Raw genomic sequence first — 25,564 nt, 5'->3', positions numbered from 1 at the left:
TGAATTATAAAGGAAATACGGCAACGCGGTCAAAGGGAATCCACGTCCCGTGTCCACGGCGGCCGAAATGGGCCAAAATCCGGTCGTGCCCCGACACGCCAGGCGAACCGAGCGCCCGGGGAGGCACCCATCGACGCGCGGCACATGACCTTGCCGCGCCAGACCGGCCGAATCTGGAAAACAACAAACAAGCATGATGAATCAACGACTTACGCCATTCCTTGCGGCCGCGCTGCTGGCCGCCTCGGCGCCTGCCGTCGCCGCCCGCGCCGACTGCGAAGCCAAGCTCGACGCGCTCGATACGCGCATTACCGAAGCCCGCGCGGCCCATGCCGAGGATCGCGTCGTCCGCCTGCGCGCGGTGCGCGAACGCGTCCGCCACTTCTGCGCACGCGGCCACGGCCATGCGTCGGCCGTCCACGCGCCTGCCCCTGACGCACGCTCGCGCGGCGTGCCGTCCGGCGGCGCGACGTCGCAGTCGGCCGCAAAGCAGCCGGTGTGACGATGCCAGCGCGCGCAAGCCGCGCGCCGATGTTTGCATGGGACGAAAAAAAGCCCGAACGGCTGGTTCGGGCTTAATCCACCATAGGAGGAGGGTGGAGGAGACATTCGGAGGTTGCCGCAGCGCGACAACCAATGAGGCTCATTATACGAACGCGTTGCCGACTTCACAAGAAAATTTGCATTACGAAATCAAACACCATAATGTGAAATTTAAGGCGGCGTGTTTGAAAAATTGGTTTTCTCTTTGAAATCAATCACCTGATCCTGGCCGGCAGGATCAGGATCTCCCCTCATCTAGAGCAAAACCCCTAAAAACGGAGGGGCGTTGGCCGCCTGGCGCGCCGCGCGCACGGCGCCGGCGTTGCGCGTCGTGCAGCGCATCAGCCGACCGTTGCGCAGCGGGCTACAATGCCGGATCGAATCCGAATCAGGCAACGCTGGAGTGCAAGCATGGAATGCAAAGTAAGCTGGATGGGTCAGGACGGCATGGCGTTCTCCGCCGAGACCGGCAGCGGCCATCTCGTCGCGATGGATGGCGCGCCCGAAGGCGGCGGCCACAATCTCGCCCCGCGCCCGATGGAAATGGTGCTGCTCGGCACCGGCGGCTGCACGGCCTATGACGTCGTGCTGATCCTGAAGAAGAGCCGCCAGGAGGTCAGCGGCTGCTCGGTCACGCTGAAGGCCGAGCGTGCGAGCGAAGACCCGAAAGTGTTCACGAAGGTGCACTTCCACTTCACCGTCACCGGCCGCAACCTGAACCCGGCCACGGTCGAACGCGCGATCAACCTGTCGCACGACAAGTATTGCTCCGCGTCGATCATGATCGCGAAGACGGCCGAACTCACGCACTCGTTCGACATCGTCGCCGCCTGAACGCACGGCGAGCGCGCATGAAAAAAGGGCCGGCGCTCCGTGGGGAGCACCGGCCCTTTCGCATTCGAACGGCAAAGCAGGCCGATAAGCCGGATTCTGTGCACGCTGCGTGCCGAAGCACGCAACGCGTGGCAGCCATTCCTCTAGGCGCGCCATTGCTGACGCGCTCAAGCTTCCTACCCGCAGACGAGACGGGGGCCCCGTCCTGCATCCGAAAATGCGCGCCTGCCTACTTGGAATTGCTCCGGGTGGAGGTTACCGTGCCGGCGAACGTCGCCGTCGCCGCGGTGCGCTCTTACCGCACCGTTTCACCCTTACCTGATCCCGGCTTGCGCCGGGCCATCGGCGGTTTGCTTTCTGTTGCCCTGTTCCGCGTGTTGCCACGGATGGCCGTTAGCCATCACCCTGCCCTGTGGAGTCCGGACTTTCCTCGCCCCCGCGCGCCCGAAGGCGGCGAGGCCGCGACTGCCTGGCCTGCTTTGCGACGCGCATTCTAGCACTGCGCGCCGCCTTCGGCATTGCGCGAACGGCGACCGCTGCGAAACACGGCCGGATCGTCGTAGAACGCGGCCTCGGCATTCGCATCGCACCAGTCCGGCACACCGAGCACCGGGAACGGCGCGAAATCGCGGCTCGTCAGCGCGCGCGCCGCGAGTTCGGCGGCGACACGCGCATCGACATGCGCGATGCGTTGCGCGTCGGGCCAAGAGAAATAGTCGGCGCTCACTTCGACGATCCACGTGTGCGCGGTGCAGGACTTGTACGGCGCGACGAGCTGCTCGAGCAGCGCATGGCCGACGAGCCGCGCCTCGCAGCGCGTGCCCCACGCATCGCGCGAGGCGACCAGCAGCCGCGGCCAGTCGAACCCGCGCAACGCGTCGGCGAGCGCGCGGTCGGCCGTCACGAACAGCGCGGCATTCTCGTCGAACAACGTGAGCGCATCGCGCAGCGTGCCGCGCACGGGGCCGACACCGCCCGCGGCGTCGATCGCCGCGGCCTGGCGTGCATTCAGCGCGGCCTTGATGCGCGGATACGCGAACCAGACGAGCGCGTTGAAGAAGTCGTGCAGATTGAGGCGAGTCGGGACGCCGCCCGTCTCCGCGATATGGGTCTCGTACGCCACGCCGGGCGGCAACGCGGCCTGCGGCACGAACCGCAGCAGCCGGCCGCGGCCGGTGACGCGCGGGCCATCGGGCCCGGTGTCGCGCAACGCGCCGTTCAGCGCGTCGAGCAGCGCGGCCTCGCCCGCCCGTACAGCTGCCTGTGCAACCCGGCCGCGCCCGGCATAGGGCGCGAGCCATGGCACGGACCAGTCGATCCGCGCAAAATCCGCCGCCCCGCTGCCGGCCGTGTGGCCGGGTTCGCGCGGCAGCGCGACCGTCACGCCAGTTTCCAGCCGATCGTCTCGCCGCCGCGCAGCGGCACGACGGGCGTATCGCCCGCGAAGATCTCGCGCGGCAGCTCCCACGCCTCGCGACGCAGCGTGACCGTCTCGGCGCTGCGCGGCAGCCCGTAGAAATCGGCGCCGAAGAAGCTCGCGAAGCCTTCCAGCTTGTCGAGCGCGCCAGCGTGGTCGAACGCTTCCGCATACAGTTCGAGCGCGTGCAGCGCCGTGTAGCAGCCCGCGCAGCCGCACGCGGTTTCCTTCGCGTCGCGCGCATGCGGCGCGCTGTCGGTACCGAGGAAGAAGCGCGGGTTGCCCGACGTCGCGGCCTCGACCAGCGCGACGCGATGCGTCTCGCGCTTCAGCACCGGCAGGCAGTAGTAATGCGGGCGAATCCCGCCGACGAACAGCGCGTTGCGGTTGTACAGCAGGTGATGCGCGGTGATCGTCGCGCCGAGCAGGCCGGGCGCCGCGTCGGCGTCGCGCACGTAGTCGGCTGCGTCCTTGGTCGTGATGTGTTCGAACACGACCTTCAGGCCCGGGAAATCGCGGCGCAGCGGCGTCATCACGCGGTCGATGAAGACCTTCTCACGATCGAACAGGTCGATCGACGCATCGGTCACCTCGCCGTGCACGAGCAGCGGCATGCCAGTTTCCTGCATCGCCTCGAGCGTCTTCGCGCACTTCGCGAGATCGGTGACGCCGTGGTCGGAATTCGTCGTCGCGCCGGCCGGATACAGCTTCACGCCGTGCACGAAGCCGCTTTCGCGCGCGCGACGGATCTCGTCAGGCGGCGTGTTGTCGGTCAGGTACAGCGTCATCAGCGGTTCGAACGTCATCCCGGCCGGCAGCGCGGCGAGAATGCGCTCGCGATACGCCTGCGCCTGCGCGGTGGTCGTCACCGGCGGCTTCAGGTTCGGCATGACGATTGCGCGGCCGAACTGGCGCGCGGTGTGCGGCAGCACGGCGGCCAGCATGTCGCCGTCTCGCAGGTGCAGGTGCCAGTCGTCGGGACGGGCGAGCGAGAGCGTCGCCGGGGAGGAAGCGTTCGAGGCAGTCATAGGAGGCGTCGTGAGGAACGTGCTTGCCGTCGGCGGGGCCGGAACACGCATGCCGCGGGCCGACTGACGGCAAACCGCAACACGGGACCTTTGGCCAGCGGAATCCGCTTTTTACCGCTCAGGGCTCGGTGATATGCTAGAAGCCGCATTGTACCGGGGTTCGCCCGGTTCGTTACCCCCCGCCTCAGCCTGCTGCCCCAAGTAAAATGTGCCAACTCTTAGGAATGAACTGCGCCGCGCCGACGGACGTCACATTCTCCTTCACAGGTTTCGCGGCCCGGGGCGGGCTCACCGATCACCATGCCGACGGTTGGGGCATCGCGTTCTTCGAAGATAAAGCCTGCCGCCTGTTCATCGATCACCAGGCATCGGCCACGTCGCCGATCGCCGAAATGGTGAAGCGCTACCCGATCAAGTCCAAGAACACGATCGCGCACATCCGCAAGGCTACGCAAGGCCACATCCTGCTCGAGAACAGCCATCCGTTCATGCGCGAGCTGTGGGGCCGGCACTGGATCTTCGCGCATAACGGCGACCTGCAGGACTACGCACCGGACATGGAAGGCAGCGTCTACCACCCGGTCGGCACGACCGACAGCGAGCAGGCGTTCTGCGTGCTGATGCAGGGGCTGCGCGAAGCGTTCCCCGGTGCGCAGCCGCCGTTGCCCGAGCTGTTCGAGCGCGTCGGCGAGCTGACGCGCGGCATCACCGATCACGGCGTGTTCAACTTCCTGATGTCGAACGGCCAGGCGTTGTTCGCACACTGCTCGACGCGGCTGCATTACCTCGTGCGGCGCTGGCCGTTCTCGACCGCGCACCTCGTCGACGAAGACCTGTCGATCGACTTCGCGAAATACACGACGCCCGAGGATCGCGTCGCCGTGATCGCGACGCAGCCGCTCACCGACAACGAAGTCTGGACCGCGTTCGAGCCGGGCGAGCTGATCATGTTCCAGTGCGGCGACGTCGCCGCGCGGATGCGGATCCCGGTGCCCGAGCGCGTGCTCGAGAAGCTGCGCAATCCGGCGCTCGACGCATCGGCGTCGGCGCCGCGCGACACACGCGAGGCGCTCGCCACCGCCGCGGACGTCGATTCCGACGACGCAATCGACTTCTGAGCCCGGCGCACCCGCGCCCGCTCCTCTCCCCTGCCAGCCGCCGCTCCGCAAGACGGTCGCCCGCCATGCGCGATTGCGGCGGGCTGTTTTGCACACACGGTCCGTGACGCTTCGGGCCCCATCGCTCGCCCGTGCCAACTCCGTTCATCCGGCCCACATTCCGGTATATCGAAGCAACGTCACGCAATATTCTCTTGATTTAATTCATCTCCAATAAAAAATCATCAACAAGAGAAAAGAATAAATCACCTCACCAGAGAGCACATAATCTGCAAACCGCATTTTAACGGACTAACCTGATGCAAACCGTGCGCCGCCCCACCGACACGGCGATCGCGACGTCACACACTAAAAATCGACCAAATCCTTATCCACAAGGGCCCTCAGTTCGATTCATCACACAAACAAAAAATACCCAGCAAAAACCGCATTAATGCCGCATTTGTAAGCTTCCCGACAATCGACCCTCCTCCCGGTCAATAGACTCCGCTCATCCTCGGTGTAACGAATCGCGATTGGCACGGACACGGCCACAGCCGCCGCACACCCATTCACGCCATTCCCCACCGCGGATTGCGATTTCACTGCACCGCGGTGAAAACCACATCAAAACAAGAGAGAGGGGCTTGTCGTGAATCATTCATTTCGATCGATATGGAGCGAGACCACCGGCTGCTGGGTCGCGGCTGCGGAAACGGCACGGGCGCGCGGCAAGCGTTCGGGCCGCCCGTCGGGCACGAGCCGCCGCGCCGCGCACGCGGCACCGCACCGGACATCGCTTCGCGTCGCGGCAGTCGGCGCCGCGCTGGCCGCGCTATCGGCCGGCTCCGCGTACGCGTCGACGTGCGGCAGCGGCGCGGCCGTCGCGAGCAACGGCACCTGCGCGCTCGACAGCTTCAGCCCGACCGTCAACGACAACCTCGTCGGCGCCACGACCGTGTCGGGCGGCGACCGGGTCAGCCTGACGGGCGCGTGGACCGGTGCAACCGGCGACATGGGCTACACGCAGATGCCGCTCGGCAGCACGTCCGTCGTGTCGGGCAACCCGAATCAAGCGCTGCTGTCGATCGGCGGCAAGACACAAAGCGTCAGCACGCCCGACTCGATCACCGGTGGCCAGACCTCGATCGCGACCTACGATTCGGGCACGTTTTCCGCATCGAGTGCGGGCTCGACCGACGTGTCGGTCTATCACGACGTGAACGGCAACCAGTACGTGAACACGCGAATCGGCACCGTCGAACGCTCCGGCGGAACGCTCGACGTGTCGATCGGCAATCCGGCAGGCTCGCCCACGGCAGCCGGTAACGCGATCACGATGGCGCCGAAGCAGACGGACCTGTTCGTCGCGGACGGCACCGGCTCGGCGCAAAGCGTCATCAACTGGAATTCGCGCAACCAGATCTGGCTGGGTACCGGCGACTATCTCGCGAACGGCGGCCCCGTCGGTCATGTCCTGCTCGAGGTGCCGACGTATGCGGGCAGCTTCACCGCGTTCGACGGCAGCGCATGGACCGTCACCGACGCGGCGTCGCTCGCCGCGTACAACAACTTCCTCGTGCACTCGGTGAGTAGCGGCGCGCTCGGCTCGCAGGCCGCCTACGACAGCGCGTTCAACCAGGCCGTCACGTTCACCACGCAATCGTTCGGGTACGCGAACAACGTGTCGCCGGGCGACGAGAATGCGCTGCCGATGAACTACCTGACGGCGCTGCACGGCACCGGCGCGAACGCGACGCTGCATATCGGCAAGGATGGGCAGATCGACTTCCGCGGCACCAACACGATCGACTCGAGCTCGGCGGTCCTCGCGGAAAATGGCGCGCACTTCGTCAACGACGGCGGCCTGTCCGGCGACTTCACGCTCGTGCGCCTGCTGACCGGTGCGAGCGGCGTCAACAACGGCGTGATCTCGTCCGGCTACGCCGCCGGCGACAACTTCAACACAGGCAGCGCCGCACCGCCCGCCAACTTCGGCTTCAATGCGTACACCGAGGGCAACGGCGTCTACGCGAACGGCGCCGGCACGACCTTCGTCAACCACGGCGTGATGAACGTCGGCGCGTGGACCTACAACACCACGCGACCGAACCTGCAGAACTATGCGGTGGCCGCGACCGACGGTGCGACCGCATCGAACGCGGGCACGATCAACGTCGGCGTCAACGCGACGACGCTCGACAGCCAGGTGATCGGCGGCCTCGTTGCCGGCGGCAGCTTCACGAACGAAGCCGGCGGCACGATCTACCTCGGCCGGGCGGCCCAGTACGATGCCGGCGCGCCGGAAGCCGCGAACGACGTCGCGCTGTCCGCGCACGCGTACGGCATCCTGCTCGGCGCATCGGGTACCGCGAGCAACCTCGGCACGATCGTGATCGGCTCGCAGACACAGAACGGCGCCGCACTGGCGAGCATCGGCTCGTCGTCCGGCACGCTGAACAACGCGGGCGCGATCGTCGTCAACGGCGCGGCGTCCGGCACGCCGCTCGCCAACGTCGGCATGCTCGCGGCCAACACGGCCGCGACCGTGACCAATACCGGCACCATCACGCTGAATGGCGTCAACGGCATCGGCATCATGGTCGTCGGGACCGGCACGACCGCGACGGCTGCAACCTCGACCGGCACGATCAACGTGGCCGGCGGCCTCGATCCTGCCTCGGGCACACGCAACTACGGCGTGTGGGCCGAAGGGCCGCGCGCGAAGGCCACGCTCGACGGCGCGCTCAACCTGACGGGCACCGGCGCGATCGGCGTGCATGCGCGTTCGGGCGCGACGATCGACGTCGGCGCCAATGCGGTGCCCGCCTTCATGTCGGGCACGAACCAGATCGGCTTCTACGCCTATGGCGCGGGCTCGCAGATCAACGTCGCCGCGCAGCACCTCCGCGTCGACACCGACGATTCGACGCTGTTCCGGGTCGCGGGCGGTGCGGCCTACACGGGCGCGTCGACGGCCGGCGCGCTGACGACCGACGTCAACGGCCAGCGCGCACGCGGCGTGCTCGCAACCGACGCCGGCACCGTGCTGTCGACCGGCAACGCGATCTACAACGTCAACGGCGCGAACGGCATCGCGATTGCAGTCGAAGGCGGCGCGCAAGGCACGATCGACGCGGGCGCGACGATCAACCTGAACGCGGCCGGCGCGATCGCCGGCGTCGTCGACGGCCAGGCGCACGACCTCACCGGCGCCAATGCCGGCGCACCGGTCGCGACGACGCTCACCAACAGCGCCGCCGTCACGTCATCGACTGCCGGCGTGACGGGCTTCGTCGCGCAACGCCTCGGCACGCTCGAGAACCGCAACACGGTACTGCTGACTGGCGCCGGCTCGACGGGCGTCGTGATCGGCACGCTCGGCACGGTGAACAACGCGTCGACGATCCGCGTCTCCGACGGCACCGGCGCGCTCGTCCAGGGTGCGTCGGCGACGCTCGCCAACGCGGGTTCGATCGAAGCCGACGACGGCATCGCGGGCGTGCACCTGACGGGCGCCGGCGCATCGGTCGCGCTGTCGGGCGCCGGCACCGTGATCGCGAACGGCAGCGCCGACGGCGTGCTGATCGACTCGAGCGTGACGGGCGGCGGGCTCGCGGCCGGCGCGACGTCGATCGCGGTCGGCGGCTCGGGCAAGGGGATCGACAACCAGGGGACGAACGCGACGGTCGCGTTGTCCGGCACGCAGATCGGCACGACCGGCGGCGGTGCCGACGGCCTGTCGTCGACCGGCGCCGGCGCACGCATCGCGACCGATGCGGCGACCGTCGTCCGGACCACTGGCGACAACGCGCGCGGCTTCTTCGTGTCGGGCGCCGATTCGACGCTGACGGCCAACGGTACGACCGTCGCGACGACCGGCGCGGGTTCGGCCGCGATCGTGACGAGCGACGGCGCGACCGCACTGCTGTCGGGCGCGAAGATCACCGCAGCCGGCACGGCGGCCGACGGCCTCGTCGCGCAGAACGGCGGCCGTATCGGCGATACCGGCTCGTCGATCGCCAGCGCCGCCGGCAACGGCGCAACCGCCGACAGCGGCGGCGTGCTCGCGTTGACCGGCACGACACTCAAGGGCGCGACGGCCGGTGTGCTGGCGTCGGATACGCTCGCCAACGGCGCGACGAGCTCGGTGCTCGTCGACGGCGGCAGCGTCACGTCCGCCACCGGGCCGGCCTTCGCCGTGCGCGGCGGCACGGCCGACATCGCCGTGCGCAACGGCACGGTCGTGACGGCCGGCAACGGCACGCTGCTCGACCTGTCGAACGGCAGCCACGCCAGCTTCACCGCGTCGGCCGTGAACCTGACCGGCAACGTCGTCTCCGACGCATCGAGCATCGGCAACGTGTTCCTCGCGAACGGCACGACGCTGACCGGCACGATCGATCCGGTCGCATTGACCGTCGACAGCAGCAGCACCTGGCGCATGACGGGCAGCTCCGTGCTGAGCAGCCTGAACAACGCGGGCCTGGTCGCGTTCGCCGCACCGACCGGTTCGCCGACGCTCGCGGGCAGCTACAAGACGCTGACGACCGGCAGCTACGTCGGCAACGGCGGCACGATCGCGCTCAACACGTTCCTCGGTGCCGACGCATCGCCGACCGACCGGGTGATCGTGAACGGCGGCGCCGCGAGCGGCACGACGGGCCTGAAGATCGCCAACACGGCCGGCACCGGCGCGCAGACGATGGGCGACGGGATTCCGGTGGTCGTCACGGCCAACGGCGGCACGACCACCGCATCGGCGTTCCAGCTTGCGGGGCCCGTGCAGGCGGGCGCGTACGAATACCGGCTGTATCGCGGCGGGCAAGGCGACGCGAACGGCTGGTACCTGCGGTCGCAGCTCGATCCGTCGGACCCCGGCGACCCGATCCACCCGTCCGGTGGCGGCGACGGTAACAGCAACGGGAATGGCAACGGCGGCACGCTCGCGTATCGCCCCGGCGTCGCCGGCTACGCGCTCACGCCGCTGTTGAACGCCGACTACGGCTTCTCGACACTCGGCAAGCTGCACGAGCGTGTCGGCGACATCTACAACCTCGGCAAGCAGCAGCCTGGCAATCGCGACGGCGTGTGGGGGCGCATCGGCGGCCAGAGCCTAGACGCGAACGCAGGCCGCTTCGCGGCCGACGCGCGCACGTTCTTCGCGCAGTTCGGCAAGGACTGGACGCTCGACCAGGCGCCGAACGGCGGCGGCAGCACGCACGCGGGCGTGACGGCCAGCATCGGCGTGTCGAACGCGAGCTTCAGCGACATGGCGCGCGCCGACACGGCCAACCTGTCGACGTCGACGGGCTCGGTCGAGATGCACGCGCAGAGCGTCGGCGGCTACTGGACGAAGTACCTGTCCGACGGCACGTACTTCGACAGCGTCGGGCAGGTCACGCACTACGGCAACCGCTATCGCGACAGCTACGGCAACGAGGCGTCGCAGAACGGCTTCGGTGTTGCACTGTCGCAGGAAGTCGGCAAGCCGTTCGCGATCGGCGCGCTGCCGGTCGCGGTCGAACCGCAGGCGCAGCTGATGGTCCAGTACCTGAAGCTGAACGGGTTCAACGACAACGTCTCGGCGGTTTCGGGCACGACGACGAACGCGCTGCGCGGCCGCGTCGGCGTGCGCATCTTCCGGCCGAACCTCCAGTCGGATTCGGGCGGCGGTGCCGCGACGCCGTACTTCACGGCCGACGTGCTGCACGACTTCCTGTCGCCGGGCCAGACCGTCGTCGGCGGCACGCCGTTCGCGACGCATCTCGGCCGCACGTGGTACGAGCTCGGCGTCGGCGTGACCGCCGGCTTCGGCAAGTCGGGCGAGCTGTATGCGAACGCGAAGATCGCGCGCAACATCGGCGGCGACTACCGGCGCGGCATCGTCGGGCAGGTCGGCTACCGCTACAGCTGGTAACGCCCGCTGGCGGCGGACGAAAAAAAACCGCCCGGCGCGAGGCCGGGCGGTTTTCGCAGCGACGCACATGCAGCGTCGACGAGCGCGAACGCTCAGTGCAGGATCTTCGCGAGGAAGTCCTTCGCGCGTTCCGATTTCGGATTCGAGAAGAAATCGTCCTTGCGGTCGTCCTCGACGATCGCACCCTTGTCCATGAAGATCACACGATGGGCCACCTTCTTCGCGAAGCCCATCTCGTGCGTGACGACCATCATCGTCATCCCTTCCTGCGCGAGTTCGACCATCACGTCGAGCACTTCGTTGATCATCTCGGGGTCGAGTGCGGACGTCGGCTCGTCGAACAGCATCGCGATCGGATCCATCGACAGCGCGCGCGCGATCGCGACCCGCTGCTGCTGGCCGCCCGACAGCTGGCCCGGGAACTTGTGCGCATGCGCCTTCAGGCCGACGCGATCGAGCAGCTTCATGCCCTTCTCGTTCGCCTCGTCCTTGCCGCGGCCGAGCACCTTGACCTGCGCGAGCGTCAGGTTCTCGGTGATCGACAGGTGCGGGAACAGCTCGAAATGCTGGAACACCATCCCGACCTTCGAGCGCAGCTTCGACAGGTTCGTCTTCTTGTCGCCAACCGACTGGCCGTTCACGAGGATCTCGCCCTGCTGGAACGGCTCGAGGCCGTTCACGGTCTTGATCAGCGTGGATTTACCCGAACCGGACGGGCCGCACACGACGACCACTTCGCCTTTCTTGACCTCGGTCGTGCAGTCGGTGAGGACCTGAAACTGGCCGTACCACTTCGAAACGTTCTTGATGGAAATCATCTTGTGACCTTTTTCTGGAGACCCTTGACGAGAGCAGACGCCAACGAGCAAATCACGAAATAGCATGCGCCGGCGAACAGGACCATCTCGACGGTCGTGCCGTCGCGATCGCCGATGTTGGCCGCCGTGCGGAAGAAGTCCGCGAGGCTGATCACGTACACGAGCGACGTATCCTGGAACAGGACGATCGCCTGCGTGAGCAGCAGCGGCACCATCGCGCGGAACGCCTGCGGCAGGATCACGAGGCGCATCGCCTGCGCGTAGTTCATGCCGAGCGCGAATGCGGCGTTCGCCTGGCCGCGCGGCACCGCCTGGATGCCGGCGCGGATGATCTCGGAATAATACGCGGCTTCGAACAGCGAGAACGCGACCATCGCCGATGCGAGACGGATGTCGATCGTCGGCGACAACCCGAGCACGCCCTGCAGCAGCTGCGGCACGATCAGGAAGAACCACAGCAGCACCATCACGAGCGGAATCGAGCGGAACACCGTCACGTAGCCCTGCGCGAACCACGCGAGCGGCTTGACGCCCGACAGCCGCATCAGCGCCAGCAGCGTGCCCCAGACGATCCCGACCACGATCGCGATCAGCGTGATCTGCAACGTGACGATCGCCCCCGTCCACAGCGTCGGCAGCGCGCCGGGAATACTACTCCAGTCGAACTGATGCATCACTTGCCTCCGATATAGCCGGGCAGCCGCGTGCGGCCTTCGATCCAGCGCATGAACGCCATCACGACGAGGTTGATGATCACGTACGCGAGCGTGACCGCGATGAACGATTCATACGTCTGCGCGGTGTAGTCGACGAGCTGGCGCGCCTGCGCGGACAGGTCGAGCAGGCCGATGGTCGACGCGACGGCGGAGTTCTTGAAGATGTTCAGGAATTCCGACGTGAGCGGCGGCACGATGATCCGGTACGCAACGGGCAGCAGCACGTAGCGGTACGTCTGCCATTGCGTGAAGCCCATCGCGAGGCCGGCGGCGCGCTGGCCCTTCGGCAGCGCGTTGATCCCGGCGCGCACCTGTTCGCACACGCGCGCGCCCGTGAACAGGCCGAGACAGATGATCGACGCGGTAAAGAACTGCGTGGTGGGCGGCAACTGCTTGATCCAGGTGCCGATCGACGCGGGCAGCAGCTCGGGTATCACGAGATACCAGACGAAGAACTGCACGATCAGCGGAATGTTCCGGAAGATCGACACGTACAGGGTGCCGATCGCGGACAGCCACTTGTTCGGCACGGTACGCAGCACGCCGAACAGCGAACCGACGATCAGCGCGATGACCCAGGCGACGAGCGACACTTCGATCGTCACCCAGAAGCCGGACATCAGCCATCCGAAATAAGTCGTCGGCTCGCCGGTCGACACGGGGCTCAGGAAGATGCCCCAGTTCCAGTGGTAAGACATGGGCAAGACTCCAGCAAAAAGAGACGGAAGAAGCGGGGCCTCTTCCGTCTCATTAGCGTCATTTCTGCATCAACGGCCGTGCGGTCAGTCGAGCGCCTTGTCGTTCGGGTTCGCGTACAGCTTCTTCATCGAATCGGACAGCGGGAAGTTCAGGTTCAGCCCCTTCGGCGGGATCGGGTTCTCGAACCACTTCGCGTAGATCTTCGCGGCTTCGCCCGACTTCTCGACTTGCGAGATCGCGTCGTCGACGACCTTCTTGAAGTCCGCATCGCCCTTGCGCATCATGCAGCCGTACGCTTCTTCCGATTGCGGCGTGCCGACGATCACCCAGTCGCCCGGCTTCTTCGCCTTCGCACGCTCGCCCGCGAGCAGCGCGTCATCCATCATGAACGCGACCGCGCGGCCCGATTCCAGCGTATTGAACGAATCGCCGTGATCCTTCGCGCTGATGATGTTCATGCCCATCTGCTTTTCGTTGTTCATCTTGCGCAGCAGGCGCTCGGACGTCGTGCCGGCGGTGGTCACGACCGTCTTGCCCTTCAGGTCGGCGAAATCCTTGATGCCCGAATCGTTCTTCGTCATCAGGCGCGTGCCGATCACGAAGATCGTGTCGGAGAACGCGGCCTGCTGCTGGCGTTCGGCGTTGTTGGTCGTCGAGCCGCACTCGATGTCGACCGTGCCGTTCTGCACCAGCGGAATGCGGTTCTGCGACGTGACCGGGATGTTCTTCACCTGCAGGTTCGGCAGGTTCAGCTTCTTCTTCACCGCGTCGACCACCTTCATCTGGAATTCGCGCGAATAGCCGACCACCTGCTGCTTTTCGTCATAGTAGGAGAACGGGATCGACGACTCGCGGTGCCCCAGCGCGATCACGCCCGTGTCCTTGATCTTCTTCAGCGTGCCCGTCTCCTGAGCATGCGCGCCACCTGCGAACGCGCAAAGCGCCGCGAACATCAGGACTGCCTTTTGGTATTTCATTTTGGTCATCTCCTTGGCTAAAACCCGCGCCAGTGTATCAAAGTAATATTTTTGAAAGTACTGGTTGTTTACCGCACTACGAATCGTGCTGCGCGAAGCCTTCCTCCCGGCTTCGGCCCTCTTCCGGCGGCCGAATGCGCGCGCGGGCGGTACCGGATTCGGCACCGCCCGCGAGGGTTCATGCACGCAACCGGATGGATTGCGTCATGGATTGATCGTAGTCAACCGATCTGAAATCGGCAACCGCCGATCAGGGGTACAGGCCACGCATTTCGCGTGCCATCAGGATGCGCTTGCACGCAACGATGAACGCCGCCGTACGCACCGACACCTTGTGCTCTTCCGCGACTGCCCACACGCCGGAGAACGCTTCGCGCATCACGCGCTCGAGACGGTGGTTGATCTCGTCTTCCGTCCAGAAGAAGCTCGAGAAATCCTGCACCCATTCGAAGTACGACACGGTCACGCCGCCCGCGTTCGCGATCACGTCCGGGATCACGAGCACACCGTTCGCGGTCAGGATGTCGTCCGCCGCCGTCGTCGTCGGGCCGTTCGCGCCTTCGACGATGATCTTCGTGCGGATCTTCGCTGCATTCTTCTCGGTGATCTGGTTTTCCAGTGCCGCCGGGATCAGGATGTCGGTTTCGACCGTCCAGAACTCGTCGTTCGGCATCGGCTCCGAACCTTCGAAGCCCGCGACGCCGCCCGTGCGTGCGACGTGGTCGAGCAGCTTGTTCGAATCGAGGCCGGCCGGCTGGTAGATCGTGCCGGTGTGATCCTGCACCGCGATCACCTTCGAACCCGCTTCCTGGAACAGCTTCGCCGCGATGCCGCCGACGTTGCCGAAGCCCTGCACCGCGATGCGCGCGCCTTCGATTTCCAGGCCCTTCTTCTTCGCCGCTTCGGAGCCGACGACGAACACGCCGCGGCCCGTTGCTTCCTTGCGGCCGAGCGAACCGCCGAGCGCGATCGGCTTGCCGGTCACGACGCCGGTCGACGTCTGGCCCTGGTTCATCGAGTACGTGTCCATCATCCACGCCATCACCTGTTCGTTGGTGTTGACGTCCGGTGCCGGAATGTCGGTGTTCGGTCCGATGATGATGCCGATTTCGCTGGTGTAGCGGCGCGTCACGCGCTCGAGCTCACCACGCGACAGCTTGCGCGGGTCGACGCGGATACCGCCCTTCGCGCCGCCGTACGGCACGTTCACGGCCGCGTTCTTCACCGACATCCATGCGGACAGCGCCATCACTTCCGACAGCGTCACGTCCTGGTGGTAACGCACACCGCCCTTGCCCGGGCCGCGCGACACGTTGTGCTGCACGCGATAGCCTTCGAAGTGCGCGACGGTACCGTTGTCGAGCTCGATGGGGCAGTCGACGATCAGGATGCGCTTCGGACGCTTCAGCGTTTCGAGCCAGCGCGACAGCGAACCGAGGTACGGCGCGACGCGATCGACCTGCTGAAGGTAGTTGCCCCACGGGCCGAGATCGTCGGCGTGCAGGTAGGACGGGATGGACTGCTGTTGCGAAGACATGGATGCTCCAACGTTCAACGAAGTGCGCACATTGTCGAAAAACCCGTTTTTTTTATCCAATGCCGTTTGCTTATTCGATTATGCGTTTCTTGCATGATCGCGATTTTTCGCAAATCTGCGGTCGATTTGCGCAAGAACGCACGCGATCGCTCGTGCATCGCGTGCGTGAAAAATCGTGTTTCCTGGATGCGTGATGGCCGCCGGACAGCCGTCCGACAGGCGCCGCAAGCTCGACGACAGCCGGCCGACGGTTAACCGCCCACGGTTAACCCGCGGTTTCGCGCAGTTCGTCGCGCACGACGTCCCACAGCGCACGCACGAGCTTCTGCCGCGGATCGTCGCCCTGCAGCGCGAGCTTGTCGCAGTACAGGCGGATCTCCATCGTCAGCGTGAACGGGTACGCGCCGCCACGCACCGACCGGTCGAGCCGGATCAGGCGGCCACCGGCGACCGCATCCTCGACCGCGCTGTGCGGCAGGAACGCGATGCCGTGGCCCGCGAGCGCCATCGCCTTCAGCCCTTCGGCCATGTCGGTTTCATAGACGCGATCGAGGAACAGCGGCGTCGACGCATTCGCGACGATCACCTCCGTCATCCGGCCGAGATACGCGTTCGGCGTATATGACAGGTACGGCACGCGCGCGTCTGCCGTGCCGGGTAGCGTATAGCGCGGCCGCCCCGCGCGGCCCGGCGCCGAGAACGGGCTGATCGGCTCGCTGCCGAGGATCAGCATGTCGTAGCGCGCCGGGTCGAGCGCGACCGGATGGCTCGGGTGGTGGTAGCCCATCACGAGATCGCAGCCGCCCTCGACGAGCGACAGCACCGCGTCGTGCACGTTCAGCGCGCGCAGCCGCGTGTGGACCTGACCCATCTTCGCCTCGATCCGCTGCAGCCAGCGCGGGAAATACGTGAGCGACAGCGTGTGCGGCACCGCGAACTCGATCGTCGGCACCGGCGCGCCGACGTGGCCGCGCAGCAGCGTGCGCGCCTCGTGCGCCTGCGACAGCATCGTCAGCGCCTGTTCGTAGAAGATCTGCCCGGCCTGCGTGAGCCGCGTCGGATAGACCGAACGATCGATCAGTTCGGTCGCGAGCCATGCCTCGAGCGCCTGGATGCGCCGCGAAAACGCCGGCTGCGACACGTGCCGCAGTTCGGCGGACCGGCTAAAGCTGCGCGTCTCCGCGAGCGAGACGAAGTCTTCGAGCCATTTCAGTTCCATGCAGGCGGGCGCGGCGGGCGGCGGTCGGGAAGAAGCCTGCATTCTACCGGCGGGCGGCCCCGGCCGGCGGTGCAGCGAACGGCGCGGCGCCCCGCCGCCAACGGGCGCCGGCACTGTGTCCGCATGCGGCGGCGCCCGCGGGCCACGCTCAGCCGGGATCGTCCCGCGCCGATGGTAAAATGCCGGATTCTCCTTCCCCTCGCTCGACCCGGCCCCAAGGCCCGCCCGATCATGTCCGACACTCGTCCCGATACGCTTTTCGCCCTCACCGCGCTTTCGCCCATCGACGGCCGCTACGCCAGCAAGACCGAAGCGCTGCGCGACTGGCTCTCCGAAGCCGCCTTCATGCGCCACCGCGTCACCGTCGAGGTGCACTGGCTGATCGCGCTGTCGCGCGCCGGCTTCGCGGAAGTCCCGCGCTTCTCCGATGCGTCCGAACAGTTCCTGCTGCAGCTCGCCGAGCGCTTCACCGCGCACGACGCCGCCCGCATCAAGGACATCGAGCGCGTGACGAACCACGACGTGAAGGCCGTCGAATACTGGCTGAAGGAATCGGTGAAGGGCCAGGAAGAACTCGAAAAGGCCAGCGAATTCATCCACTTCGCGTGCACGTCGGAAGACATCAACAACACGTCGCACGGCATGATGCTCGCCGGCGCGCGTGAGCACGTGATCCTGCCGGCGCTGCGCACGGTCTACCAGCGCCTCGTCGCACTCGCGCACGCGCACGCCGAACAGCCGATGCTGTCGCGCACGCACGGCCAGCCGGCCAGCCCGACGACGCTCGGCAAGGAACTCGCGAACGTCGCGGCCCGCCTCGCCCGCGCGATCACGCGCATCGAGAAGGTCGAGATCCTCGGCAAGATGAACGGCGCGGTCGGCAACTTCAACGCGCATCTCTCCGCATATCCGGAATTCGACTGGGAAGCGTTCTCGCGCGACGTGATCGAGAACCGCCTGAAGCTCACGTTCAATCCGTACACGATCCAGATCGAGCCGCACGACTACATGGCCGAGCTGTTCGACGCGGTCGCGCGCGCGAACACGATCCTGCTCGACCTCGACCGCGACGTGTGGGGCTACATCTCGGTCGGCTACTTCAAGCAGAAGACGAAGGCCGGTGAAATCGGCTCGTCGACGATGCCGCACAAGGTCAACCCGATCGACTTCGAGAACTCGGAAGGCAACCTCGGCCTCGCGAACGCGACGCTGCGCCACCTCGCCGACAAGCTGCCGGTGTCGCGCTGGCAGCGCGACCTGACCGACTCGACGGTGCTGCGCAACATGGGCGTCGCGCTCGGCTACTCGCTGCTCGCGTACGACTCGCTGATCCGCGGCCTCGACAAGCTCGAAGTGAACCCGCAGCGCCTGAACGAAGACCTCGACAACTGCTGGGAAGTGCTCGCCGAGCCGGTGCAGACGGTGATGCGCCGCTACGGCATCGAGAACCCGTACGAGCAGTTGAAGGAACTGACGCGCGGCAAGGGCATCACGCGCGAAGCGCTGCAGGAATTCGTCGGCACGCTCGCGATCCCGCAGGACGCGAAGGATCTTCTGCTCGCGATGACGCCTGCGTCGTACATCGGCAAGGCCGTCGAACTGGCGAAGCGGATCGCGTAAGCACTGCCGTCTCCGCAGATAAAAAAGCCCGATGCGAGCAATCGCATCGGGCTTTTTGCTGTTCGGCCGATCAGAATGAGATCATCTTGCCCGGATTGAGCGCGCTCATCACGCTCATCGCCGCCTTCGCGGCCGGAATCGCGATCGGCGACAGCTGGCGGCCGAGCGGGATCGCGCGATGGTCGATGCCGGTCAGCATCGAGAAGTCGTCGTTGCGGCCGACGAAATCGTCGCAGATCGCCTTGCCGATCCGCACCGTCTGCGCGACGCCGTGGCCGCTCCAGCCCTGCACCATGTACATCGGCACGCGGCCGTCGGTCTTGCGGCTGTCGGTCGCGCCGTTCAGCGTGAAGTCGCTGACGCCGCTCCAGCAGTAGTCGAGCGCAAACTGGCCGTCGTGCTGCGGGAACACCGTGTTCAGCCGCGTCAGCAGATACGCGTTCACGTCCGGCTGCGCCCAGCAGGTGCCGGTGCCCTGCCCGCCGAACAACAGGCGGTTGCCGCGTACCGGCCGGTAGTAGTCGATCTGGAACTGCGTGTCGTACACGGGCATGCCGGCCGGCATCAAGGTCGCGACGTCGACGTCGAGCGGCGCCGTCACGCTCACGTAGGTAAAGAACGGCACGGTCGTCGCGGCGCCGTCGTCGAGCAGCCGGAACGTCGTGTTGTGCAGCGCGAGCACGACGCCCTTGCGTGCGGTGATCGTGCCGCCCGGCGTCGTCGCGACGACACCCTCCGGCGTTTCGACGAGTTCGAGCACCTCGGTGCCCTCGAACAGCGCGCCGCCGTTCAGCCGGAAGCCGTGCACGAGGCCGCGCACCAGCGCGAGCGGATGGATCTGTCCGCCGATCGCGTCGATCGCCGCGCCGTGGTAGAGCCCCGAGCGCACGTATTCGTCATGCAGCTGATGGCGGCCGACCAGCGTCACGCCCGCGTCGCCGAGATGGCGGCGCGCATCCGCGCCGTCGAGCAGCGCGCTCATGTGGCCCGGGTGGACCGCGGCCGTCACGTGGCCACGCTTGCGGTCGAGCTCGAGCGCGTAGCGTGCGCCGATCGCATCGATCAGGTCCATCGATTCGGTCGATGCGAAGCGCCACAGCCGCTTTGCGTCGTCGTGCGACAGGTGATCGATCATGTCGGCGGCTTCCCAGCGCGCGAGGCCGGGCGTGAGCTGCCCGCCGTTGCGGCCCGATGCGGCCGAGCCGACGTGGTGCTTGTCGACGAGGATGGTATCGACACCCGCTTCCGCGAGATGCAGCGCAGCCGATGCGCCGAGCAGGCCTGCGCCGATCACGAGCACGTCGCAGACCACGTCGTGCGCGAGCGGCGCGCTGTTCGCGTGGCGCGACAGCGACGCTTCGTACCAGTTCGCCGGGCGCTCGCCGTCGTAGCGGGCCGGGTCGCACCAGTTCCAGTTGTCTTTTTCGATGTTCAGTTGCGTTTGTTCGAAACGCGATTCGCCTTGGATCAGGGGTTGATTGTTGAAAGTCATGATTGCACTTGCATGGTCTTGGGCCGCCTGTCGAAGAGCCTTCTGGCTTCGCGGGTGGGGCAGCCGGTTCCACATGGGTGTCAACGAGATAAAGGGGCGCGATGGCCCGTGTTGACGGCGGACACGCTCGTGCCGCCTGGATCCCGGACTGTGCGAAAGCACGTATTGAAAGGTGCCGGGACACCCAATTTCTACACCGCAGAAATAATTCTACAGTGTAGAATAAGCTTTCGTCAAGTTTACAGCCGGTGCCACGTCGGCCCGTCAGCCCGCATCGATGAAAGACAAACCCGCCCAGGGCCCGCGCGGCCTCGACAAGGACGCGATCGTCGCGGCCGCGCTCGCACTGCTCGAAGACGTCGGCGAAGCCGCATTCAGCGTGCGCAAGCTCGCGCAGTCGGTCGGCTGCGATCCGATGAGCGTGCTGTATCACTTCAAGTCGAAGGAAGGCCTGAGCCGTGCGATCGCGAACGCGCTGTCGCGCTCGCTCGTGCCGGTCGATACCGCCCTGCCGTGGCGCGAACGGCTGCGCGACCTCGCACGCCAGTACCGCGCGCTCGCGCTGCGCTACCCGGCCGCGTTCGCGCTGCTGCAGCGGCACATGAGTACCGGGCCGGCCGATCTCGCGCACATCGAGGCCGTGCATCGCGCGCTGGCCGACGCCGGCATCCCGCGCGCAGCGCTGCCGTCGGTGTGCGTCGGCTGGTATGCGAGCGTGATCGGGCTGGCCGCCGCCGAAGCCGGCGGCCTCACGCGCGCCGCGAACGACGTCGAGCTCGCGGAGATGGAAGCGCTGTCCGACGCCGCGCATCCGCTCGTCAAGGCGGCCGCCCCGCTCTATGCGCAGCTCGATCCGGCAGCCGTGCACGACACGATGCTGGACGTGCTGCTCGACGGCATCGCGAAGCAGGCACGCGCGGCCTGACCCGCCTACGGCCCGCGGGCCGCCCACGAAAAAGGCGCCCCGAAGGGCGCCTTTTTCATGACGATTGCCGCGAACCGCGCTCAGTGCTGCTGCGCGATGCCGATCTTCAGCATGACCTGATCGATGATCTGTTCGGGCGTCAGCTCGATGCTGACCTCGATCGCTTCGTCCGGGCCCGGCTCCTCGAGCGTATCGAGCTGGCTCTTCAGCAGCGCCGGATCGAAGAAATGGCCGGTGCGGCTCTTCAGGCGCTCGTGCAACACCTCGAACGAACCCTTCAGATACACGAACCGCACGTCGGTGTCGGTGCCGCGCAGCACGTCGCGGTACGACCGCTTCAGCGACGAACACGTGAACACGGCCGTCTCACCGGCGCGCTGCTTTTCCTCGATGGCCTCGCGGATCGTGCGCAGCCACGGCCAGCGGTCGTCGTCGGTCAGCGGAATGCCGTGGTGCATCTTTTCCTTGTTCGCCGCGCTGTGAAACGCGTCGCCATCGGTATAGCTGCACGACAGGCGTTCCGCCAGCATTTCGCCGATTCGCGACTTGCCCGCGCCCGACACGCCCATTGCGATCAGAATCATTGACTACCCCTTGTTACAGAACCATGCTCAGCAGCAGTGTAAAGCCGAGGCCCAGCACCGAGATGATCGTTTCGAGCAACGACCAGGTCTTGAACGTCTGACCGACCGTCATCCCGAAGTATTCCTTGATCAGCCAGAAACCGCCGTCGTTCACGTGCGAGAAGATCAGCGAGCCCGAGCCCGTGGCCAGCACCAGCAATTCCGGGCTGACCGTCGTGCCGGCCGCCGCCGCGATCGGCGCGACGATGCCGCAGGCCGTCGTCATCGCAACCGTCGCCGAACCCGTCGCGAGACGCATCAGCGCCGCGACGAACCAGCCGAGCAGCAGCGGCGACAGGTGCGCGTGCTTCGCGGTCTCGACGATCTGCTGCGAGATCCCGCTGTCGCGCAGGACGCCGCCGAAGCCACCGCCCGCGCCGACGATCAGCGTGATGCCGGCGATCGGTGCCAGGCACTCGCCGCAGAACTTCTGGATCTGGTCGCGGTTGAAGCCCTGCAGCTTGCCGAACGTGAAGAAGCTCACGAGCACGGCGATCAGCAGCGCGACGTCCGAGTTGCCGGCAAAGCGCAGCAGGTTGTTCGGCAGCGACTTCGGCGTGAACAGCAGGTCGGCCCAGCTGCCGACGAGCATCAGCACGACGGGCAGCAGGATCGTGAACAGCGTGATGCCGAAGCTCGGCAGTTCGCGCTTGCGGCCGTCCGTGTGCGTATCGACGAACTGCGCGGCGAGCGGATTGTTCTCCGGCAGCTTCACGAACTTCGAGATCGTCAGCGCGAACAGCGGGCCCGCGATGATCGCGGTCGGCACGCCGACGATCAGGCCGAACGCGATCGTCTTGCCGATGTCGGCGCCGTATTGCTGGACGGCGAGCAGCGCGGCCGGGTGCGGCGGGATCAGGCCGTGCACGACGGACAGGCCGGCCACCATCGGCAAGCCGACGACGAGCAGCGACTTGCCGGTGCGCTTCGCGACGTTGAACGCGATCGGGATCAGCAGCACGAAGCCGACTTCGAAGAACACCGGCAGGCCGACGATGATCGCGACGAACATCATCGCCCAGTGGATGTTCTTTTCACCGAACCAGTCGATCAGCGTGGTCGCGATCCGTTCGGCGCCGCCCGATTCGGCCATCATCTTGCCGAGCATCGTGCCGAGGCCGACGACGATCGCAATGTGGCCGAGCGTGCCACCGGTGCCCGCCTCGAACGACTTGACGATCTTGTCCATCGGCATGCCGACGACGAGACCGAGGCCGAGCGAAACGATGATCAGCACCAGGAACGGGTAGATCTTGAAGCGCGCGATCATCAGGATCAGCGCGGCGATCGCGATCAGCGTGAATACGAGCAGCATGCTGCCTTGGACAGCCCCCATGTGGCACTCCTCCTAGAATTGTTCGAACCGGGCGAGTTGTTGCGAGTATGCCCGGCTATGCAGGTCTCCGAAACACGGGGGGTACCCACCCCGTCAGGACGCTGAATTTTACTGATCTTTGCGGCTCGCGGATAGAACCGGTTCCATCAGCAAAAACCCTCGGTAAAACAAGCACTAAGCGCTCGTCGTCCGAGGGTTAAACCGTCATTTCGTACAATTCTTAACGGGGGAGCTGGCTCGCGGCTTGCGCGAGGCGCGTGACTTCGGCCCAGTCCTGCGCGGCGAGCGCGGCTTTCGGCGTGAGCCACGAACCGCCAACGCACACGACGTTCGGCAGTTTCAGGAAATTCGGCGCGGTGTCGACCGTGATGCCGCCGGTCGGGCAGAACTTCAGCGCCGGGAACGGACCGTGGAACGCCTGCAGCATCGGCACGCCGCCGGCTTGCTGCGCGGGGAAGAACTTCACGATCTCGTAGCCGAATTCGAGCGCCTGGATGATGTCGCTCGGCGTCATCACGCCCGGCAGCAGCGGCAGGCCCGCGTCGAGCGATGCGAGGTGCAGTTCCTTGGTCAGCCCCGGCGACACGCCGAACTTCGCACCCGCGCGCTTCGCCTGCGCGCAATGCTCGGGCTTCGTGATCGTGCCGACGCCGACGACGATGTCGTCCGCGAGCTGGCTCGCGCGCTGGATCGCCTCCAGGCCGGCCGGCGTGCGCAGCGTGATCTCGAGCACCTTCACGCCGCCCGCGTGCAACGCGCGCGACACGTGTTCGCCCTGCTCGACCGAGTCGAATGCGAGCACCGGGATGACCGGGCCCAGCTTCACGATTTCAGCAATCGTCTTCATTGATGTGGCTCCTTGAAATTCATGCGGCGACGTGGGTGGCCGTTTCGCCGACCAGCGTACCGAAAACCGATGCGCCCTGCTCTGCCGGCGCGGCAGCCGCGCGGAACACGCCGAACAGTTCACGCCCGAATCCGACCTCGTTCTCGGCCTGGTGCAGCGGCTGCGCAACCGGGCGCGCCTGCCACTCGGCCGCATCGATCTCGATGTCGAGCACGCCGGCTTCCGCGTCGATCACGAGCGTGTCGCCCGTCTTCACCTTGCCCAGCGGGCCAGCCAGCAGCGCTTCCGGCGACACGTGGATCACGGCCGGCACCTTGCCCGACGCGCCCGACATGCGGCCGTCGGTGACGAGCGCGACGTGGAAGCCCTGATCCTGCAGCACGCCGAGCAGCGGCGTCAAACGGTGCAGCTCGGGCATCCCGTTCGCACGCGCGCCCTGGAAGCGCACCACCGCGACGAAATCGCGCTTCAGCTCGCCGCGATCGAACGCTTCCTGCACGGCTTCCTGCGAATCGAACACGATCGCGGGCGCGGTCACCTTGCGGTGCTCGGGCGCGACCGCCGAAATCTTGATCACGCCGCGGCCGAGCCGGCCCTGCATCAGGCGCAGGCCACCGTCCGGCTGGAACGGCTCGCGAATGCCGCGCAGCACCTTCGTGTCGTGGCTCTCGGCCGCGCCGTCGACCCACGTGAGCTTGCCGTCGATCAGCTTCGGCTCCTTCGTGTAGTGCGACAGGCCACGGCCGGCGACCGTCGTCACGTCCTCGTGCAGCAGCCCGCCTTCGAGCATGTTGCGCACCAGGAACGCGATGCCGCCCGCCGCGTGGAAATGGTTCACGTCGGCCTTGCCGTTCGGGTAGATCTTCGCGAGCAGCGGCACGACGGCCGACAGTTCGTCGAAATCGTTCCAGTCGATCAGGATGCCGGCCGCGCGCGCGATCGCGACGAGGTGAAGCGTGTGGTTGGTCGAGCCGCCGGTCGCGAGCAGTGCGACGATCCCGTTGACGATCGCCTTCTCGTCGATCACATGGCCGATCGGCGTGTACTGGCCGCGCTCGACGGTCAGGTCGAGCACGCGGCGCGCGGCCTCGGCCGTGAGCGCGGTGCGCAGCGGCGTGTGCGGGTGGACGAATGCCGAGCCCGGCAGGTGCAGCCCCATCAGCTCCATCAGCATCTGGTTGCTGTTCGCGGTGCCGTAGAACGTGCAGGTACCGTGGCCGTGATAGGCGGCCGATTCGGCTTCGAGCAGCGCGTCGCGGCCGACCTGGCCGGTCGCGAACTGCTGGCGGATCTTCGCCTTGTCGTCGTTCGACAGGCCGCTCGTCATCGGGCCGGCCGGTACGAAGATCGTCGGCAGGTGGCCGAACTGCAGCGCGCCGATCAGCAGGCCCGGCACGATCTTGTCGCAGATGCCGAGGCACAGCGCCGCGTCGAACATGTTGTGCGTGAGCGCGATGGCCGTGCCCATCGCGATCGCCTCGCGCGAGAACAGCGACAGCTCCATCCCCGGATTGCCCTGCGTGACGCCGTCGCACATCGCCGGCACGCCGCCCGCGAACTGCGCGACACCGCCGTTCTCGCGGGCGGCCGCCTTGATGATGTCGGGGAAATCCTTGTACGGCGCGTGCGCGGACAGCATCTCGTTGTACGAGGAAACGATGCCGATGTTCGGTTCGCGGATCGCCTTGATCGCGAACTTGTCGTTACCCTCGAGGCCTGCGAAGCCGTGCGCGAGGTTCGCGCACGACAGCGCGCCACGCGCCGGGAACTTGCCCTGCGCGCCGTCGATGCGCTGCAGATAGGCGGAACGGGTCGATTGGCTGCGGGCGATCACGCGTTCGGTGACCTTCGCCAGGGTGGGGTGCAGCGACGTCATGCTGGGCGCTCCTGTATGCCGGCCGACACCGGCGTTGGAA

19 protein-coding genes and 1 other RNA gene are annotated in these 25,564 nt (G+C 66.5%); 6 read left to right on the top strand and 14 right to left on the bottom strand.

The genetic code is table 11. The features are described 5' to 3' along the window. The first annotated feature begins 193 nt into the window (after positions 1–193). Entirely contained in the window at positions 194–502 is a 309-nt protein-coding gene (locus tag BDO18943_RS05775) for a DUF1090 family protein (protein WP_043191220.1), read from the top strand. Positions 503–912: 410 nt separating this feature from the next. Continuing rightward, positions 913–1,377: an OsmC family protein gene (locus tag BDO18943_RS05770; RefSeq protein ID WP_175021600.1), complete on the top strand. Its 465-nt coding sequence runs from the start codon at positions 913–915 to the stop codon at positions 1,375–1,377. A gap of 69 nt (positions 1,378–1,446) precedes the next feature. Here BDO18943_RS05770 and rnpB read toward each other — a convergent pair. The 3 genes from rnpB to pyrC all read right to left on the bottom strand — a co-directional run bounded on the left by rnpB (position 1,447) and on the right by pyrC (position 3,822). After that, positions 1,447–1,858, bottom strand: an RNA gene (gene rnpB / locus BDO18943_RS05765) — RNase P RNA component class A. Positions 1,859–1,870: 12 nt separating this feature from the next. Further along, a complete protein-coding gene (locus tag BDO18943_RS05760; RefSeq protein WP_175021599.1) occupies positions 1,871–2,761 on the bottom strand; it encodes a DUF3025 domain-containing protein in 891 nt (296 codons plus the stop codon). After that, on the bottom strand, positions 2,758–3,822 hold the full coding sequence (gene pyrC, locus BDO18943_RS05755) for a dihydroorotase (RefSeq protein ID WP_027788369.1): 1,065 nt from the start codon (positions 3,820–3,822) through the stop codon (positions 2,758–2,760). The genes BDO18943_RS05760 and pyrC overlap by 4 nt, the downstream gene beginning before the upstream one ends. A gap of 206 nt (positions 3,823–4,028) precedes the next feature. Between pyrC and BDO18943_RS05750 the strand changes: the two genes are divergently transcribed. Both BDO18943_RS05750 and BDO18943_RS05745 read left to right on the top strand, forming a co-directional pair. Then, the gene (locus BDO18943_RS05750) at positions 4,029–4,940 is read left to right on the top strand and encodes a class II glutamine amidotransferase (RefSeq protein ID WP_080741830.1); all 912 of its coding nucleotides are present in this window, start codon (positions 4,029–4,031) and stop codon (positions 4,938–4,940) included. 631 nt (positions 4,941–5,571) lie between these two features. Next, positions 5,572–10,839, top strand: coding sequence for an autotransporter outer membrane beta-barrel domain-containing protein (locus tag BDO18943_RS05745; RefSeq protein ID WP_175021598.1), 5,268 nt, complete (start codon positions 5,572–5,574; stop codon positions 10,837–10,839). Between the two features lie 92 nt (positions 10,840–10,931). Here the strand turns inward: BDO18943_RS05745 and BDO18943_RS05740 are convergent, their stop codons facing one another. The 6 genes from BDO18943_RS05740 to BDO18943_RS05715 form a co-directional block, all read right to left on the bottom strand. Further along, the gene (locus tag BDO18943_RS05740) at positions 10,932–11,657 is read right to left on the bottom strand and encodes an amino acid ABC transporter ATP-binding protein (protein WP_011350949.1); all 726 of its coding nucleotides are present in this window, start codon (positions 11,655–11,657) and stop codon (positions 10,932–10,934) included. Next, complete coding sequence (gltK, locus tag BDO18943_RS05735; RefSeq protein WP_043191232.1) at positions 11,654–12,331, bottom strand: glutamate/aspartate ABC transporter permease GltK; 678 nt, start codon at positions 12,329–12,331, stop codon at positions 11,654–11,656. Before gltK ends, BDO18943_RS05740 begins: the two co-directional genes overlap by 4 nt. After that, positions 12,331–13,071 (bottom strand): amino acid ABC transporter permease, encoded by a 741-nt coding sequence (locus BDO18943_RS05730; protein WP_175021596.1) that lies wholly within the window; start codon positions 13,069–13,071, stop codon positions 12,331–12,333. The genes gltK and BDO18943_RS05730 overlap by 1 nt, the downstream gene beginning before the upstream one ends. 84 nt (positions 13,072–13,155) lie before the next feature. Beyond that, entirely contained in the window at positions 13,156–14,049 is an 894-nt protein-coding gene (locus BDO18943_RS05725; RefSeq protein WP_175021594.1) for a glutamate/aspartate ABC transporter substrate-binding protein, read from the bottom strand. Between the two features lie 250 nt (positions 14,050–14,299). Continuing rightward, the gene (locus BDO18943_RS05720; RefSeq protein ID WP_175021593.1) at positions 14,300–15,586 is read right to left on the bottom strand and encodes a Glu/Leu/Phe/Val family dehydrogenase; all 1,287 of its coding nucleotides are present in this window, start codon (positions 15,584–15,586) and stop codon (positions 14,300–14,302) included. 265 nt (positions 15,587–15,851) lie between these two features. Next, positions 15,852–16,805 (bottom strand): LysR substrate-binding domain-containing protein, encoded by a 954-nt coding sequence (locus BDO18943_RS05715; RefSeq protein ID WP_039361477.1) that lies wholly within the window; start codon positions 16,803–16,805, stop codon positions 15,852–15,854. Positions 16,806–17,036: 231 nt separating this feature from the next. Here BDO18943_RS05715 and purB point away from each other — a divergent pair, with 231 nt between their 5' ends. After that, entirely contained in the window at positions 17,037–18,425 is a 1,389-nt protein-coding gene (purB, locus tag BDO18943_RS05710; protein WP_043191242.1) for an adenylosuccinate lyase, read from the top strand. Between the two features lie 70 nt (positions 18,426–18,495). Here the strand turns inward: purB and BDO18943_RS05705 are convergent, their stop codons facing one another. Then, entirely contained in the window at positions 18,496–19,917 is a 1,422-nt protein-coding gene (locus tag BDO18943_RS05705) for an NAD(P)/FAD-dependent oxidoreductase (RefSeq protein WP_175021591.1), read from the bottom strand. A gap of 277 nt (positions 19,918–20,194) precedes the next feature. Here BDO18943_RS05705 and BDO18943_RS05700 point away from each other — a divergent pair, with 277 nt between their 5' ends. After that, positions 20,195–20,842 carry a TetR/AcrR family transcriptional regulator gene (locus BDO18943_RS05700; RefSeq protein ID WP_175021590.1) on the top strand — a complete coding sequence of 216 codons (648 nt, stop codon included), beginning with the start codon at positions 20,195–20,197 and terminating at the stop codon, positions 20,840–20,842. Positions 20,843–20,922: 80 nt separating this feature from the next. On the opposite strand, the gene BDO18943_RS05695 is transcribed toward BDO18943_RS05700, so the two are convergent. From BDO18943_RS05695 to edd, 4 genes are all read right to left on the bottom strand, one after another. Next, positions 20,923–21,426, bottom strand: a complete 504-nt coding sequence (locus BDO18943_RS05695; RefSeq protein ID WP_175021588.1) for a gluconokinase — start codon at positions 21,424–21,426, stop codon at positions 20,923–20,925. Positions 21,427–21,439: 13 nt separating this feature from the next. After that, positions 21,440–22,801, bottom strand: coding sequence for a GntP family permease (locus BDO18943_RS05690; RefSeq protein WP_043191253.1), 1,362 nt, complete (start codon positions 22,799–22,801; stop codon positions 21,440–21,442). Between the two features lie 220 nt (positions 22,802–23,021). Beyond that, a complete protein-coding gene (gene eda, locus BDO18943_RS05685; protein ID WP_043191255.1) occupies positions 23,022–23,648 on the bottom strand; it encodes a bifunctional 4-hydroxy-2-oxoglutarate aldolase/2-dehydro-3-deoxy-phosphogluconate aldolase in 627 nt (208 codons plus the stop codon). A gap of 19 nt (positions 23,649–23,667) precedes the next feature. After that, complete coding sequence (gene edd / locus BDO18943_RS05680) at positions 23,668–25,524, bottom strand: phosphogluconate dehydratase (protein WP_175021587.1); 1,857 nt, start codon at positions 25,522–25,524, stop codon at positions 23,668–23,670. Positions 25,525–25,564 lie beyond the last annotated feature (40 nt).

It is taken from the genome of Burkholderia aenigmatica (genome assembly GCF_902499175.1).
Lineage (GTDB): Bacteria > Pseudomonadota > Gammaproteobacteria > Burkholderiales > Burkholderiaceae > Burkholderia > Burkholderia aenigmatica.
The sequence above is the reverse complement of the archived record's forward strand: the minus strand, read 5'-3'. Positions and strand labels throughout refer to the sequence as shown.

Coding starts and splice junctions, on each gene's coding strand:
- BDO18943_RS05690 (WP_043191253.1), bottom strand. CDS start 22,801: ATGGGGGCTGTCCAAGGCAGCATGCTGCTCGTATTCACGCTGATCGCG.
- eda (WP_043191255.1), bottom strand. CDS start 23,648: ATGAAGACGATTGCTGAAATCGTGAAGCTGGGCCCGGTCATCCCGGTG.
- BDO18943_RS05715 (WP_039361477.1), bottom strand. CDS start 16,805: ATGGAACTGAAATGGCTCGAAGACTTCGTCTCGCTCGCGGAGACGCGC.
- BDO18943_RS05770 (WP_175021600.1), top strand. CDS start 913: ATGCCGGATCGAATCCGAATCAGGCAACGCTGGAGTGCAAGCATGGAA.
- purB (WP_043191242.1), top strand. CDS start 17,037: ATGTCCGACACTCGTCCCGATACGCTTTTCGCCCTCACCGCGCTTTCG.
- pyrC (WP_027788369.1), bottom strand. CDS start 3,822: ATGACTGCCTCGAACGCTTCCTCCCCGGCGACGCTCTCGCTCGCCCGT.
- BDO18943_RS05730 (WP_175021596.1), bottom strand. CDS start 13,071: ATGTCTTACCACTGGAACTGGGGCATCTTCCTGAGCCCCGTGTCGACC.
- BDO18943_RS05775 (WP_043191220.1), top strand. CDS start 194: ATGATGAATCAACGACTTACGCCATTCCTTGCGGCCGCGCTGCTGGCC.
- BDO18943_RS05700 (WP_175021590.1), top strand. CDS start 20,195: ATGAAAGACAAACCCGCCCAGGGCCCGCGCGGCCTCGACAAGGACGCG.
- BDO18943_RS05725 (WP_175021594.1), bottom strand. CDS start 14,049: ATGAAATACCAAAAGGCAGTCCTGATGTTCGCGGCGCTTTGCGCGTTC.
- BDO18943_RS05740 (WP_011350949.1), bottom strand. CDS start 11,657: ATGATTTCCATCAAGAACGTTTCGAAGTGGTACGGCCAGTTTCAGGTC.
- gltK (WP_043191232.1), bottom strand. CDS start 12,331: ATGCATCAGTTCGACTGGAGTAGTATTCCCGGCGCGCTGCCGACGCTG.
- BDO18943_RS05720 (WP_175021593.1), bottom strand. CDS start 15,586: ATGTCTTCGCAACAGCAGTCCATCCCGTCCTACCTGCACGCCGACGAT.
- BDO18943_RS05750 (WP_080741830.1), top strand. CDS start 4,029: ATGTGCCAACTCTTAGGAATGAACTGCGCCGCGCCGACGGACGTCACA.
- edd (WP_175021587.1), bottom strand. CDS start 25,524: ATGACGTCGCTGCACCCCACCCTGGCGAAGGTCACCGAACGCGTGATC.
- BDO18943_RS05695 (WP_175021588.1), bottom strand. CDS start 21,426: ATGATTCTGATCGCAATGGGCGTGTCGGGCGCGGGCAAGTCGCGAATC.
- BDO18943_RS05705 (WP_175021591.1), bottom strand. CDS start 19,917: ATGACTTTCAACAATCAACCCCTGATCCAAGGCGAATCGCGTTTCGAA.